At 68.8% G+C, this 14,392-nt stretch carries 6 protein-coding genes and 2 tRNA genes; 2 read left to right on the top strand and 6 right to left on the bottom strand.

Going from position 1 to position 14,392, the window contains the following annotated elements:
• Nucleotides 1-10: 10 nt before the first annotated feature.
• The 3 genes from MRBLAR12_RS21320 to MRBLAR12_RS21310 all read right to left on the bottom strand — a co-directional run bounded on the left by MRBLAR12_RS21320 (nt 11) and on the right by MRBLAR12_RS21310 (nt 4,468).
• Entirely contained in the window at nt 11-1,672 is a 1,662-nt protein-coding gene (locus MRBLAR12_RS21320; RefSeq protein ID WP_364748223.1) for a phytoene desaturase family protein, read from the bottom strand.
• 271 nt (nt 1,673-1,943) lie between these two features.
• Nucleotides 1,944-2,031: transfer RNA gene (locus tag MRBLAR12_RS21315), tRNA-Ser, on the bottom strand.
• A 157-nt stretch (nt 2,032-2,188) separates the two neighbouring features.
• Nucleotides 2,189-4,468 (bottom strand): prolyl oligopeptidase family serine peptidase, encoded by a 2,280-nt coding sequence (locus tag MRBLAR12_RS21310; RefSeq protein WP_364748221.1) that lies wholly within the window; start codon nt 4,466-4,468, stop codon nt 2,189-2,191.
• An 84-nt stretch (nt 4,469-4,552) separates the two neighbouring features.
• Between MRBLAR12_RS21310 and MRBLAR12_RS21305 the strand changes: the two genes are divergently transcribed.
• The gene (locus MRBLAR12_RS21305; RefSeq protein ID WP_364748218.1) at nt 4,553-6,730 is read left to right on the top strand and encodes an FAD/NAD(P)-binding protein; all 2,178 of its coding nucleotides are present in this window, start codon (nt 4,553-4,555) and stop codon (nt 6,728-6,730) included.
• Nucleotides 6,731-6,903: 173 nt separating this feature from the next.
• Here MRBLAR12_RS21305 and MRBLAR12_RS21300 read toward each other — a convergent pair whose 3' ends face one another.
• Both MRBLAR12_RS21300 and MRBLAR12_RS21295 read right to left on the bottom strand, forming a co-directional pair.
• Entirely contained in the window at nt 6,904-11,460 is a 4,557-nt protein-coding gene (locus tag MRBLAR12_RS21300) for an ExeM/NucH family extracellular endonuclease (RefSeq protein ID WP_364748215.1), read from the bottom strand.
• A gap of 373 nt (nt 11,461-11,833) precedes the next feature.
• Nucleotides 11,834-12,637, bottom strand: coding sequence for a VOC family protein (locus MRBLAR12_RS21295; RefSeq protein WP_364748212.1), 804 nt, complete (start codon nt 12,635-12,637; stop codon nt 11,834-11,836).
• A gap of 323 nt (nt 12,638-12,960) precedes the next feature.
• Here MRBLAR12_RS21295 and MRBLAR12_RS21290 point away from each other — a divergent pair, with 323 nt between their 5' ends.
• Entirely contained in the window at nt 12,961-13,905 is a 945-nt protein-coding gene (locus MRBLAR12_RS21290; protein ID WP_364748210.1) for an endonuclease domain-containing protein, read from the top strand.
• 251 nt (nt 13,906-14,156) lie between these two features.
• Here MRBLAR12_RS21290 and MRBLAR12_RS21285 read toward each other — a convergent pair.
• Nucleotides 14,157-14,244: transfer RNA gene (locus MRBLAR12_RS21285), tRNA-Ser, on the bottom strand.
• Between the last annotated feature and the right edge of the window lie 148 nt (nt 14,245-14,392).

The following is a 14,392-nucleotide window of genomic DNA, read 5'->3' as shown; positions in this document are numbered from 1 at the left end:
GAGTTCCGGTTCACCCATTGCGGAGGGGCGGTTCCGATTCCAACACGGCCATGGCGGCGTTGTGGCCGCCGATGGCACTGACGGCGCCGCCGCGGCGGGCGCCGGAACCGCAGAGCAGGATCTGCGGATCGTCCGTCGCCACGCCCCAGCGGCGCGCCGGGGTGTCCAGCGGTTCGCCGTCCTCCACGAACGGCCAGTCGAGGCCGCCGTGGAAGATGTTGCCCCGGGGCATGCCGACGGCGCGTTCAATGTCCAGGGTGGTCTTGGTTTCGATGCAGGGCCTCCCCTCCGGATCCGTCAGGAGCAGATCCTCAATCGGCTCGGCCAGGACGGAGTTCAGGGAGGCCAGGACGGCCGCCTGCAGCTCGGCGCGGCGGTCCTCGTTATTCTCGGCCGTGACCAGCCGGTGCGGGACGTGCAGGCCAAAGACGGTCAGCGTCTGGGCGCCGGCGGCCTGCAGTTCCGGGGACAGGATGCTGGGGTCGGTCAGCGAATGGCAGTAGATTTCGCACGGCAGCGGCGAGGGCACGGACCCGGCGGCGGCGGTGCGGTAGGCGGCGTCGAGCTGTGACCACGTCTCGTTGATGTGGAACGTCCCGCCGAAGGCGGCCTCCGGGCTGACGGATCCGTCCAGCAGCTCCGGGAGGCGTTTGAGCAGCAGGTTGACCTTGACCTGGGCGCCCTCGCGGCGATGGTTCGGGTTGCCGGCAGCGCCCGTGGCGCCCGCTGAAATGCCAGCGGCAGCGACGCCCTCGGCAGGCCGGTCGCGCAGCCGGCTGCGCAGCCGGTTCAGGACGGCCGGCGCCACATTGGACAGGACCCACGCGGCGGTTACCGTATGGTCCTGGCCGCCGTGGCGGTAGTCCACGACGCCGCCGGGCCGGACCGCCGTGACGTCCGCGGAAGTCAGGATGGTCGCGCCGGCGTCGCGGGCGGCCCGCTCCAGCTCGCCGGACACCGCGCCCATGCCGCCGACCGGCACGTCCCAGTCGCCGGTCCCGCCGCCGATCAGGTGGTAGAGGAAGCAGATGTTTTGCTGCAGGTCCTCGTCGTCGGCCCGCGCGAACGTCCCGATCAGCGCATCCGTCAGGACCACGCCGCGGACCAGGTCGCTGCCCAAATTCTTGCTGATGGCGTGCCCGATGGGATGTTCGATCATGGCCTCCCATGCTTCGGCGGCGCCGGCCCGGGCGGCGAGGGAACGCGCAACGGATCGCGGCAGCAGCGGCGAGGTCATGGTGGGCCAGAGGGCTTCAGTGAGCTGCCGGCAGGCGGCGTAGAACGCGGTGAAGGCGCGGAACTCGCCGTCGGGCGCGCCGACGGCGGCGAAGGACGCCGCAGTGGCGGCCTCGTCCCCGTTGTCCACCAGAAGGGCCCGGCTGCCGTCCGCAGGGTCCGGGGTGTAGGAGGAATAGCGCCGCCGAGCCAGCGTGATGCGCAGGCCGAGGTCATCGATGATCTGCTGGGGCAGGAGGCTGACGAGGTACGAGTAGCGCGAGAGGCGGGCGTCGACGCCGTCGAACGCGTGCTCGGACACCGCGGCGCCGCCGGGGTGCTCCAGCTTTTCCAGGACCAGGACCTCACGTCCGGCCTTGGCCAGGTACGCGGCCGCGGCCAGGCCGTTGTGGCCGCCGCCGACGATGATGGCGTCAAATTCCTTGTTGCTCGACATGGGCCCATCCTGCCATCCGGATCCGCCGCTGGGCGCGAGGCGTCCGACCACCGGACGGGAGCGGATTGCTGCAGACGGTGCCGTCGCAGCGCTGCCCCGGCGTCACGGGTGCAGATCAGGGCGGATGAACGACGCCGATCCGCCCTGATCTGCCCGGGAGCAGGCCCGGCGCGGGCAGGCCCTGCGGGCAGGCCCTGCGGGCAGGCCCAGGCCCCGGGCCGCCATGTGCCGGGTACGCAAAAGGCCCCGGTCCGAGGACCGGGGCCAAACGCGGAGACGGGGGGATTTGAACCCCCGGTGGAGTTGTGCCCCACACTTCATTAGCAGTGAAGCCCATTCGGCCGCTCTGGCACGTCTCCAATTGCTATTAACTAGCCAACCAAGGATACGCAGAAGGTGCCACGCAGTGCAAAACGGCCCGCCGGGGACATCGCGGGGTCACTTCCGGCCAATAATTGGGGCACCGGATGGGCGCGAAGTGGCCCCGCGTGGCTTACCGCTTTCGGGGGTGCGGCATCAGGCCTCCTGGCCGGCCAGCGCCCGCCACAGGAAATGCTGGCTGCGGCTCTGCAGGGCCGCAGCCTGCCGGTTGTCCGAGGCCCCCGCGTGGCCGCCCTCGAGGGCTTCGTGGAACCAGACATTGGGGATGCCCATGGCCTGCATGCGGGCCGCCATCTTCCGGGCCTGGACCGGGCCCACCCGGTCATCGGAGGTCGCCGTCCAGATAAACGTCTCCGGGTAGTCCACGCCGTCCTTGAGCTGGTGGTACGGGGAGAACGTCTTCAGGAACTCCCACTGCTCCGGCACGTCAGGGTCGCCGTATTCGCCAATCCAGGAATAGCCCGCGGAAAGTTTGGTGTACCGGCGCATGTCCAGGAGCGGAACCCCGCAGGACACGGCACCGAACAGCTCCGGGTACTGCGTGAGCATGTTGCCCACCAGCAGCCCGCCATTGGAGCCGCCCACGCAGCCGAGCCGCTCCCGGGAAGTGACACCGCGGGAGATCAGGTCCTTCGCCACGGCAGCGAAGTCTTCATAGGCGCGGTGGCGGTTGCCCTGCAACGCCGCGCGGTGCCAGGCCGGCCCGTACTCGCCGCCGCCGCGGATGTTCGCCACCACGTAGACACCGCCGCGGCGGTGCGGGGCCTCACCCTCGGCCCCGCCGGACTCCGCGGTACGCCGCTCCAGCCATGCCCGGCCGATCGCGCCGCTGTACGCCGGAGTCCGCGAAATCTCAAAGCCGCCGTAGCCGGAAAGCTGGGTGGGGTTCTGGCCGTCCAGCACCAGGTCTTTGGCGGCCACCTGGAAGTAAGGAATCTTCGTTCCGTCGCTGGAGACCGCGAAGTGCTGCTGGACTTCGTAGTCGGCCTCGGTGAAGAACGACGGCGAGGTCCGGATCACCTCGTGCGTGCTGGTCAGGGAGCTATTGCCCCGTGCGAGCGTCCCTCGGGTCAGGGTGGTGGGCGTCGTGAAACCGGTGGCCACGAGCCAGAAGTCGTTCCCTGCGCCCGGCGCCTCGCCCTCGGCCACCGAGGCGGTGCCGCCGGTGCCGTCGTCGTCCGAGCCTTCGGCGTCGTCTTCGTCATCCACCGCGAAGGCGTTGACGTCGTGCAGGGGCGGGCAGGCATCCAGCACGGTGGCCTCCCACGCGGCGTCCGTCCCCGGGCGTCGCGGATCCAGGACGTGGATTTCCGAGGACACGTCCCGGAGCAGGTTCAGCAGCAGGAAGTCCCGCGTCCAGCTCCAGGACTGCAGGGAGGTGTGCGGATCGGGCGTGAAGAGCACGGCGAGCTCCCGGGAGCCGGCGAGGAAGTCCTCGAACCCGGCCGCGAGCAGGGAACCCGCCGGGTGGGTGGTGCCGTTGACGGTCCAGTCACGCTGCGGGCGGAACAGCAGCCATTCGCGGTGCGAGCTCAGGTTCACGTCTGCGGGCACGTCGATCTGCACCCACTGACCATCGCGCAGCACGGAGGTGTTCTTCTCGAAGAAACTGATCCAGTCGACGGCAAACGTGCGTTCGAAGCCCGGAGTGGAGTCGTGGGCCACGATCGCCATCATGTGGTCCTCGGGAATGTCGAAAATCTGCTCGGCCTCCGCCAGGGAGTCGCCGCGGCGCAGCTTCACCCCGGTCCGGGCATAGGACGAGGTGGTCCGCGGCAGGTCCTGGGCGGTAGTGGCGACCAGCAAGGTGTCCCCGTCCAGCCAGGAGGCATTGCCCTTGCCGGTCGGGAGGTCGAAGCCGCCGTCGGCCGGGTCCACGAAGCCGCGGGCCTCGACGTCGAACTCCCGGTGGCGGTTCGCGTCCCCGCCGTCGGGGGAGAAGGCCAGCAGGGCCCGCCGGTGGGGCTCACCCGGGGCCGGGCGGAGGAAATTGGCCCCGTGGAAGACCCAGTCCTGGCCCTCGGCGGCGGCGAGGGCGTCGACATCCAGCAGGACATCCCACTCGGGAGTCCCGGCCCGGTAGCTGTCCCAGCTGGTTCGCCGCCACAGGCCCTTGGGGTTGTCCCGGTCCTTCCAGAAGTTGTAGTACCACTCGCCGTGCTTGCCCACCATGGGGATCCGGTCGGTGGAGTCGAGGACCTCCAGGATCCTGCCTTCCAGGTCGGCGTAGTCGGCGTCCTCGAGGAGTTCCTCGGTGCGGGCGTTCTGTTCACGGACCCACGCCAGCTGCTCCTGGCCGTAGATGTCCTCCAGCCAGATGTTCTCGTCGACGGGTTCGGGGGACGTCCCTGCAACCGGGAGGGCGCCGCTGGCTTGGCCGGACGCGGACGGGTGGTCAGCTTCTGTGGTGGTCATTTTTCCATCCAAGAACATCGGTGCGGCAGTGGCAAGTCACGCGGGCGTCCAACCGGCGCCCGGGTTGCCGATACGCTGGATGCCGTGGGCATATCGCGAAGAATCCGGACGGCAGTGATAGGCGCCGGTCCCCGGGGCACGAGCGTGCTGGAACGTCTCCTCGCCAACTGGGCCTCCGCCGGCTCCGCGGGAACCCTGCACATCGACGTGATCGACCCTTACCCGGCGGGGCCCGGGCATGTCTGGCAGCCCGGACAGTCGCGGCTGTACCTGATGAACACGCAATCCTTCTATCCCACGGTGGTCCCTGAGGATCCGGAGCTCGCGCCTCCTCTGGCCGGGTGCACGTTCGACCAGTGGCGGGAACTCCAGCAGGGCCACCCGCATCCAGCACTTACTGACGAGGAACGCACCGAGGTGTCCGGGCTCGGCGAGGCGGACTTCCCCAGCCGGGCCTTGTACGGCCGTTATCTGCGGTCCACCCTCGAGGAACTGCTCACCGTCCTGCCCGCCGGCGTCAGCGTGGACTTCCACCCGGCGACGGCAACGTCCGTCCGCCACGCCGCCGCCGAACCGGTCGATCCGGCGGCCCCGGAAGCCCCGGAGGGACCGTCGGTGCGGTTCGACGTCGTGCTCGACGGCGGCACGGTGCTTACCGTCGACTCTGTGGTGCTGGCCATGGGCCATCTCGACGCGCGGCTGAACGCCGAACAGCGGGAGCTGCTCTCCGCGGCGGGGGAACTCGGACTCCTGTACGTCCCGCCGGCGGCGCCCGCCGACGTCGACTGGGCCGTGGTGCCGGCCGGAAAACCTGTCCTGGTGCGCGGCATGGGCCTGAACTTCTTCGACGTGATGGGACAGCTGACCGAAGGTCGCGGCGGCCGGTTCGTTGCCGGGGAGAGCAACGGTGAACTGGCGTATCTGCCCTCCGGCCGCGAACCGCTCATCATCGCCGCCTCGCGCCGCGGGACCCCCTACCGGGCGAAGGCGACACTCACCGGCTACTACCCGGACGCGGTCCAGCTGCGGTACTGCACCGAGCACGCGATCGCGAAGTTCGCCGACTCCGGAATCCGGCCCTCATTCGACTTCGACCTCTGGCCGCTCCTGCACCGGGACGCGATCTGGGCCTACTACTCGACGCTCGCGCGCTCGCAGCCCGATGCCATCCTGACCGGCCCCGGGGAGTTCCTGCGCGCCCTGGACGAATCCCTGCGGCCGCATGCGCATTCGACCGCGAAGTGGGAGCACGCCACGGAATCGGTGATTGCCGTCCATGTCCGGGCAACCCACCGCCTGAACCTGCTCGGTCTCGCGGCGCCCCTGGCCGGGCGGCCGTTTGACTCCCGGGCTGAACTGGACGCCGCCGTCGTCGACTACCTGCTCGACGACGCCCGACGCTCTGCGCTCGGCGAGGACGACCCCGTGAAGATGGCGATCGGCGCGCTGCACCACGGCCGGGCGGTGCTCAAGACCGCTGTGGCCGACAGCGGCATCACGGACGAATCCTGGGTCGCCGGCCTCCGCGGCTGGTTCGAATCCTTCGTGGAAGGCCTGGCGAGCGGACCGCCGGCGCTGCGCGCTGCGCAGCTCGCGGCACTGGCGCGGGCAGGAGTCGTACGCTTCGTGGGCCCGGACCCCAAATTCGGCGTGGACCGCCGGGCCCGGACGTTCACTGCGGCATCGCCCTGGGTGGGCGGCGGAACCGATGAAGGCCTTGGCGATGAATCGGAGGATGTCGGCACGTTTGGTGCCGGACTGGACCGTGTCGGCGTGGGCGCTGGCTCGGTTGGCCCGGTTGGCGTGGGCGCTGTTGGCGCTGGCAGCGCTGGCGTGCCGAGCGCCGCTGTGCGGAGCGCGGGCACGGTGAGGGCGCGGGCCGGGAACGCCGTGGCGGGCGCGGTGTCTGCGACGGCGATGATCGAGGCGCTGGCACCGGCGAACCGGGTGGCCGTCAATTCCTCGCCTCTGCTGGAACAGCTGCTCGCCGAGGGGTTGGTGCGGCCGCGCCTCATGATGACCGTGGAGGGGACCCCGGTGGAGACCTCCGGGATGGACGTCGTCCCGCATCCGTATCGGCCGCTGGGTGCCAACGGGTCCATGACACCGGGACTCTACGTGCTGGGGCTTCAGCTCTCCGCCACGCAATGGGGCACGGCCATCGCCGCTGAGGCCCGGCCGAAGTCGGGCCCGGTCTACCGCAGCGGCCAACGCACACTGCGCGACGCCGACGAGATCGCCCGCGACATCCTGGCCCCCTAGCCCGTCCTCGCCCGCCCTCAATAATGGGCATGCCCTCTGGCGCGCCCGCTTCCGAAAATTGGGCATGTCCTCCAGTGGGGCCGGGCAGTGGACTCTTGGTGCTTGTGTCCAGTGCTGCGGGCCAGGGATGGGCATGTGCCGTGGTGTGGGACCAGGAAGCCCGGGCTAAGGCATCAGCCCTTGAGGCACTTTTGGTAGGCGGCCATGGCTGTCCCGTAGTTCACCTGGCCCACCACGTCCGCGGGCCCCGTCGGCTTGACCGGAGGAATGCACTTCGGCGGCACGGGGACGCTGGCTGCGACCTTCACGTCCACCTTCACCACGGTGCCGGATTCGACGGCGGTGAGCACCAGGGTGCCCGCGCCGGCGGCGGCGCCGGTCGGAACCTGCACGTCCACTGTGGCGGCGCCGGCGGTTACCGGTGCCGTGCCAAGGGGTGTCACGGTGCCGGCAGCATCCGTGAACTCGGCGCGCAGCGAGGCATTCACCGGGCTGCCCAGCGAGGTCAGGTCCAGCTTCGAAACCGCCAGGGTGATGGCCTCCCCGCCCTTGACCTCGGCCGCCGTCGTGTTCACCACGGCCACGGAGCGGCGGGCGAAGTCGGGCGAGACCGGGTTGTGGGTCTGCAGGTACGTGATCCACGCATCGCGGTCCACGAGCCCGGAGTCCTTGGCGCCTGCGCCTTCCTTGAAGATACGGAAGTTGTCGCCACCGGTGGCCAGGAAGTTGAACGTCCCGATCCGGTAGGACTTCGCCGGGTCAATCACTGCACCGTTGACCCGGATCGAGGTGATCCGGTCACCGGCGGCGCGGGCGGCGTCGTAGGTGTAGTTCACGTTCTTGGACAGGCCCAGCTGCTGGTACGCGCGGCTGGGGACCGTGCCGTCCGTGTTGGTCTGCCACTGCTGCTCGAGCAGGGTCTTGAACTGCGCACCGGTAAGGGACGTGGTCCACAGATTGTTCACGAACGGCAGCACGGCGTTGGCCTCGGCGTACGTGATGGTGCCGTCGGGCGCGTAGTACAGCTCATTGCGCAGACCGCCCGGGTTGACGACGCCGATTTCGGCGGCGCCGAGTTCCGGCGTCTTCAGCGCATCCACGAGGGAGTCCGCCACCAGGTTGCCGAGGGTTGACCCGCTGGCCCGGTCATCGCGCACGGCCGGGGAACCGGCGAACGCCGTCGTGATATCCGCGGTGACCTTGCCGACCGGCTGGTTGCCGATCACGGCGGCGTCGGCCAGGGCCTTGTCCACGATAGTCTTGACGGCTGCGACCCGCGGGTACTGCGCCACAAGGTCGGCTGCCGGTTGCGCGGCGCTGGTGGTGCGCTGGACGTTGCCGGCCTTGTACCCGGTCACCGACATGGTCTTGGTGTCGATGGTCAGCTGGATCTGGCCGATGAACTCGCCGTAGTTTCCGGTCTGGACGATCGGGCGGGTCTTGCCGGTGGGCTGGCCCGCCGGATCCAGGACGGGCGCGTCCCAGGAGTACTGCTTGTGGGTGTGGCCGTTGAAGATTGCGGCAACATCCGGGGTGACCTTCTGGACCATCTTGGCGAAGGGGCCGCCCGCGGCGATTTCCTGCTCCAAAGTGGCGCCGTCGGGCGCGCCTGATCCGGCGCCGTCGTGGTTCTCCACAATGATGATGTCGGCGAGTTTGTCCGCCTTGATCTTCGCCGCGACCCGGTTGATGGCGTCCACGGGGTCGCCGAACTCAAGGTCCGCGATGCCCGACGGCGTGACCAGGGAGGGCACTTCCTGCGTGACGGTGCCGATCACGGCGACCTTGACGCCGTTCATATCCAGGACCGTGTACTCCGGCAGGACCGGGGTGGTGGTGCCCTTCGCATAGACGTTGGCGCCCAGGTACGGGAACTTGGCGTTGGTCCCGCCGGCGGTGACGCGGTCGCGCAGGTCCGCCCAGCCGCCGTCGAACTCGTGGTTACCCACCGCAGAGGTGCGCAGGTCCAGGGCGTTCAGCACATCGATGGTCGGCTGGTCCTTGGCCACCGCCGAGGCGAACAGGGAGGCGCCGATGTTGTCGCCGGCCGAAATGAACGCCGTGGCGCCCGGGGCGACCGCGGCACGCAGCTTCTCGATGGTCCCCGCGAAGAACACGGTGTTGGAATCGATCCGGCCGTGGAAGTCGTTGATGCCCAGGAAGTTCAGCTCAACGCTGGCCGGGGTGACGGGCAAGTCCAGCCCCACCACCACCGGATCGTGGTCGCTGGCGCGGAACTGGTCTGGAGCGTAGTAGTCGGTGACGTTGTTGTTGTAGCGGCTGTACTCCAGCGCCACGGACTCCACCGAGTTGATGTTCCAGATGTCCGCGCCGGTGACGGCGGCGTTGGCCGCCGGCGATGCGAGGATGTGGTCCAGCGAGCCCACGAGGCCACCAAAGAGGTAGGAATGCTTGGCGGAACCGTCGGCGTTCTTCGCCTTCTCGTCCTGGTTGACGTACCCGGCGCCCGTGAGGACGTTGATCGGGTCCTCCTTGGCGTAGGAGTTGAAGTCGCCGATCAGGAAGACCTTGTCGGTGCCCTTGGATTTCTGCAGTTCGTCGGAGAACGCCAGCAGGGACTTGGCCTGGGCGGTGCGGGCGAGGTTTGAGGCGCCCTGGCCCTTGTCGGTGTCTTCCGGTGTGGCGGCGGAACCCTTGGACTTGAAGTGGTTGGCGATCGCGATGAACTTCTTGTCATCGGCGGCGCCCACGGGCTTGAAGACCTGGGCCATCGGCTTGCGGGCGCTGGCGAAAGCGACCGTGTCGTTGTGGATGATGGATTCGCCGATTGGTTCGGCAACAGCCACCTTGTAGATGAACGCGGTGCGGATCATGTCCTCGTCGGCCAGCGGGGGTGCGTTGGCGGGGGTGCGGACGTAGTCCCAGATCCCCGGTGTGGCGATGTTCAGCGCATCCACCAGCTTGGCGAGCGCGTCGTCCCGGGTCTTGCCGAACTGGGCCGAGTTTTCAACCTCCATCAGGGTGACGACGTCGGCCCCGGACTTGGAGATGGCGGCGACAATCTTGTCCTGCTGCCGTTTCAGGTTCTCCGCGTTCGCGGCGCCGCGGACGTCGCAGCCGCCCTTGACGGTGATGGGGTTGCCGTCCCGGTCAGCGTAGAAGGTGCAGCCCGCCACCTGGTCGCCGGTGGTGGGGAAGTAGTTGAGCACATTGAAGGAGGCGAGCTTCAGGTTGCCGCCCACAGCGGCCGGGGTGTCCGCGCGGGTGGCGCCGAAACTTGCCGGCTGCACGGTGTCCGCGTTGGCGGCCGTCAACTGGGTCAGGGGCTGGAACTTCCAGGCGCTGTTCGCGTAGCTGAGCACTACGTTGGTCTTGAACGTCACCGGTGCGCCGACCCGGACGTGATCGGCCGTGGTCAGGTACGGGAGCACCTGGGCCTTGGTGGCGGCGTCCTTGAGGAAGTTCGTGGTGGCGCCGTCGTCGAGCTTGATGCCGCGGGCGGCGTTCGCCGCGACCATGGCGGTGTATTCGACGGAGCCGAAGGGCTCGACGGCGGTGGGCTGTTCCAGCGCGGTGGTGCCGCCGGCCAGGCCGATCTCGCCGTACTGGTTCAGCGAGAAGTTGTCCGCCACGGTGACCGGACCCTGCGGGGTCAGCAGCATGCCTTCGAGGGCCTCACGGAAGGCCTCGTCGGCGGGGAGGGCGAAGCCGGTGGCCTTGACCTCGGGGGCCGCCTCGGTGAGCTTCTTCAGATCGGCCGCCGCGGCGACGTTCAGCTGGGTCATGCCGAAGAATTCGCTGACTGCGCCGGTGAGTTCGACGTAGTCGCCGATCCTGACGGTGTCGACCGTGGACGGCGAGTAGACGAACACGGCGTCCGACGCCGCGTGGTTGGCCGGGGTGAGATCGCCGCCCGTGCCGGGGGTCTGGACGTAGTAGCCGGCGAAGCCGCCGGTGGGGAACGTGGCGGTGACCCTGCCGCGCGTGGTGACCGCTGATCCTGCCAGCGGGCTTGCGGCGCCGTTGCCCTGGATTTCGGCGATGGTCTTGGCGGCCGGGGGAGTGCCGGGGCCCGGGTCCACGGGCGGATCCACAGGTCCTGCGGCGCCGTTGGCGGCCTTCGGCGTGATGGCTGCGTTGAGCGTGGCGTCAGCGAAGTTGTTATTGGTGTCCGCGCCGTTGCTGCGGTTCAGGCTCTTGACGTCGGTGTTGCCCGACGGCGCAGCGGCCGCCTGGGTCTCAAACGTGTTGGAGGTGCCGTAGCCGAGCACGTCGGCGACGTTGGCCGGTTCAAGCACCGAGCCCGTCGGCAACGGGTTGAGCGCGCCGGCCTGCCTGGCCAGCACGATCGTGCCGCCGCCCCCGGCGGGGTTGAAACCGGTGGCGGTGGCATCCGGGGCCGGCAGGTCCGCGCCGGCGGTGCCGTTGCTGCCGCCCTTGAGCAGGTAGTAGCCCTTGGCGGGGATACTCCCGGTCAGGGCGGCCACCGAGCTCGGCGCCCCGGTCCCCGTGGCGGAGCGGTACTGGACGGACCAGCCCTCCAGCGAGACCGGCTGGTCGGAGCCGTTGTAGAGCTCGACGAACTTGTTTTTGAAGGCCGCGCCGGAGCTGCCGCCGCTGAGGTATGCCTCGTTGATGACCACCGGTGAGGTTCCGGTTGCTGCCGGGGCGGCCTCCACGGCGTTAGCCGGCACGGCCACCAGCGGAGCCGCTATGAGCGCCGCCGACAAGGCTGTGCCAAGCACTGTTTTCCAGGGTGTCTGTTTCATCCGCTCTAACTCTCATTAGGGTGCCCCGGGTAAAGGGCAGGGTGCAGTGCGTCCGCAGGGTGCAGCGGACAGTGGCCGGCCTGAACTCCTGGTCAAGTCGTGCCGGGCCCATCCAAACAGGGGTGAATGAACAACGTATGGATTAAACGTGCATTCGGCGGGACGTCCCCCAGCGAGACGTGCCGCAGCCTGCCCGGAGCGGCTCGAAAGCCCCGGGCAATGGTGACTGGTGTTGCAGGTGAGCGGTGTTCGGGTGCCTCCACCGGACGCTCCACAGAAGAATACCGGCCAGTAGCCCTTGGGGAAGGGACTGGCCGGTATTTCTTACAACAATTTTTGTAATTGGGTGGGAGAGGCCCTCTGGACCCCTCGGCTAGGCGTCCGTGGCGGGCTGATCGCCTTGTCCGGTGTCAGCCACGATCTTGAACATGGCACCGGTGGGGTCGGCCAGCGTGGCGAGCCGGCCGAACGGGGTGTCGTCCGGGCCGTCGATCACCGTGGCGCCCAGGGAGAGGGCCTGTGCGATCGTGGCGTCGGTGTCCGCAACGGCGAAGTAGACCTGCCAGTTGGACGGGACCTCGGCGGGGAGGTAGGCCGAGGCGTCCATGATCCCGGCCTTGGCCGCCCGGCCTGCGCCCAGTGTGGTGTAGCGGAATTCCGGGGTGTCGGACATGACGTCCGTGTCCCAGCCGAACACGTCCTGATAGAACTTGACGGCGGCGGCGTAGTCCTTGGTGTGGAGCTCGTGCCAGGCCGGGGCGCCGGGCTCCGCCGCCAGCTCATAGCCCTTCATTTCAGCCGGCTGCCATACGCCGACCGACGCGCCGGTGGCGTCGGCGATCATGGCCATGCTGCCCTGCTCGGGGACGTCCATGGGCGGCATGTAGACCTGGCCGCCGTGCTCCGTCGCGGCCTTGACAGTGGCGGCGGCATCCTCCGAGCGCAGGTACGTGGACCACATGTCCGGCCAGGCGGCCTGATCCGCCTGCTTCTGCATGAGGCCGGCCACGGACTTGCCGTCCTTCCAGGCAGTGATGTAGCCGCCGTATTTTTCTTCGTCGCCGGTCTGGTACGTCCAGCCGAACAGCGCGCCGTAGAACGACTTTGCCTTCTCGGCATCGGATGTCATGAGGTCGATCCAGCACGGTGCGCCGTTGGAGTGGTCGGGTGTAGGCATGAGGGCTCCTGCTCTCTGTGGCGGCCCGGGCGTCGTTGTGCGGGCGCCGGACTCGGATGGGGTGGAGACTGGCTGGTAAGACTGGGTGGTGGAGACACAGAGAGACTATGACGGGGCACCGACAGTTTCAATGGGCCCGGCTAGGGGAGCTGCCTCTGGCGGGCACTGAGAACTGCCTCTGGCGGGCAGATCAGGGCGAATGCCTGGCCCGGATCCGCCCTGATCTGCCCGCCAGGAGAACGTGTACCGTGCGGGCGCCCGTGGTGGGCCGCGCCTGTGGATAACCCGGAGTGCACTGCTTCCACGTGTGGCCTAATGGTCCAATGGCGACGGCCAAACCCCTGCCTCCCGCACTGTCGACAGCTTCGTTCACGATCGGCGAGGCGCGTCTCCACGGCCTGCCGCCGGGACGCATCAAGGCCCAGGACCTCCATGTGCCCAGCCGCGGCATCAGGGTCCCAGCAAACCAAGGGCAGTCCCTGCTTGCCCGTGCGCGGCCCTACACGCAGCTCGGCCCGCCGGACGTCGTAAGTTTCTATTCCGCGGCCCAGATTCACGCCTTCCGTATGCCCCTTCCGTCAGGATCCAGCCTTCCGCCGTCGGCCCGTCTCCTGCATTTGACCCGCAATGGGTCCTCCGCACCCCGCCGAAAGGGAGTGATCGGCCACCGGGCGGCCCTGGACCCGGGGGACATCGTGCAGCGTGCAGGAGTACCCGTGACGAGCGAGGCCCGCACGCTGCTCGATCTGGCCGGAACCGGCCACCTGACCCTGGAGGATCTCGTGGTCATTGCCGACGGTCTGGTGTGCGAGCATCCCCGCTGGCAGCATGCGGCGACCGCACAGCTTCCCTTGGCGGAGCTCAGGGGCTACCTGGCGCGCCAACGCTGCGTGGCCGGTCTTCCGCTGCTTCGGAAGGCGCTCGCCCTGGTGCGGGCGGGCGTCGATTCGGCGCCCGAGACCCGGCTGCGCCTCCTCTTCGGCCGTTCCGGGCTGCCGCCCTTCGAGCCGGATGTCGTCCTGATCGACGCGCAGGGGATGCCTCTGTGGGCGGATCTGGGGTGCCCGGAGTATAGGCTGGCGGTTGAGTACGACGGCGGACACCACCTGACGCCGGCCCAGCGGCAGGCGGACGCCATTCGCGCCGAACGCACCATGAGCGCAGGGTGGCGGCAACTTGTGCTCAACAACGTAGATGTCACGACCGGTGAGGCGTGGGTGCTGGTGCGTGTGCGCCAGGCGCTGCGGGCGCAGGGGTGGTCCGGCTGACGTTCTCCTGGCTCCCTGCTCCTGGCTCCGTGCTCCTGGCCAAGGGCAGCCGATAGACCGCTGCAGGGCAGATCAGGGCGAATGCCGGGGATGGAACCGCCCTGATCTGCCCGCCAGGCTGCATCCGCCTCGAGTCCGCCCCCGCAACGGCCACAACGGCCGCACCGCGAGTCCGCCCGCAACGGCCGCGGCCACAGCGCAAAAATGCCCCCGCTTCCGGCATGAACTGCAGGAGGCGGGGGCATTGTCCGCGGAAGGTAAGAGATTCGAACTCTTGGTACGGGGTCACCGCACACTGGTTTTCAAGACCAGCTCCATCGGCCGCTCGGACAACCTTCCCTAACGAGTAGTCTTTCATAGGCAGTCGGCTGCCACAAAAACCAAAAACACCGTGCGCTTGCGGACGGGTGCAGCTCCCCGCCATATTCTGGGGAGTGATGTTGATCGGACCTGGCGATCGCGGCGAACGTGCGCGGAGCCAGTTAGG

Origin of the sequence: Arthrobacter sp. LAR12-1-1.1 (assembly GCF_040676555.1) — a bacterium.
In the GTDB taxonomy this organism is placed as follows: Bacteria; Actinomycetota; Actinomycetes; order Actinomycetales; family Micrococcaceae; genus Arthrobacter.
The sequence above is the reverse complement of the archived record's forward strand: the minus strand, read 5'-3'. Positions and strand labels throughout refer to the sequence as shown.

Excerpts from the sequence above, each read along its gene's own strand:
- MRBLAR12_RS21310 (WP_364748221.1), bottom strand. The coding sequence starts at position 4,468 with ATGACCACCACAGAAGCTGACCACCCGTCCGCGTCCGGCCAAGCCAGC.
- MRBLAR12_RS21290 (WP_364748210.1), top strand. The coding sequence starts at position 12,961 with ATGGCGACGGCCAAACCCCTGCCTCCCGCACTGTCGACAGCTTCGTTC.
- MRBLAR12_RS21295 (WP_364748212.1), bottom strand. The coding sequence starts at position 12,637 with ATGCCTACACCCGACCACTCCAACGGCGCACCGTGCTGGATCGACCTC.
- MRBLAR12_RS21300 (WP_364748215.1), bottom strand. The coding sequence starts at position 11,460 with ATGAAACAGACACCCTGGAAAACAGTGCTTGGCACAGCCTTGTCGGCG.
- MRBLAR12_RS21320 (WP_364748223.1), bottom strand. The coding sequence starts at position 1,672 with ATGTCGAGCAACAAGGAATTTGACGCCATCATCGTCGGCGGCGGCCAC.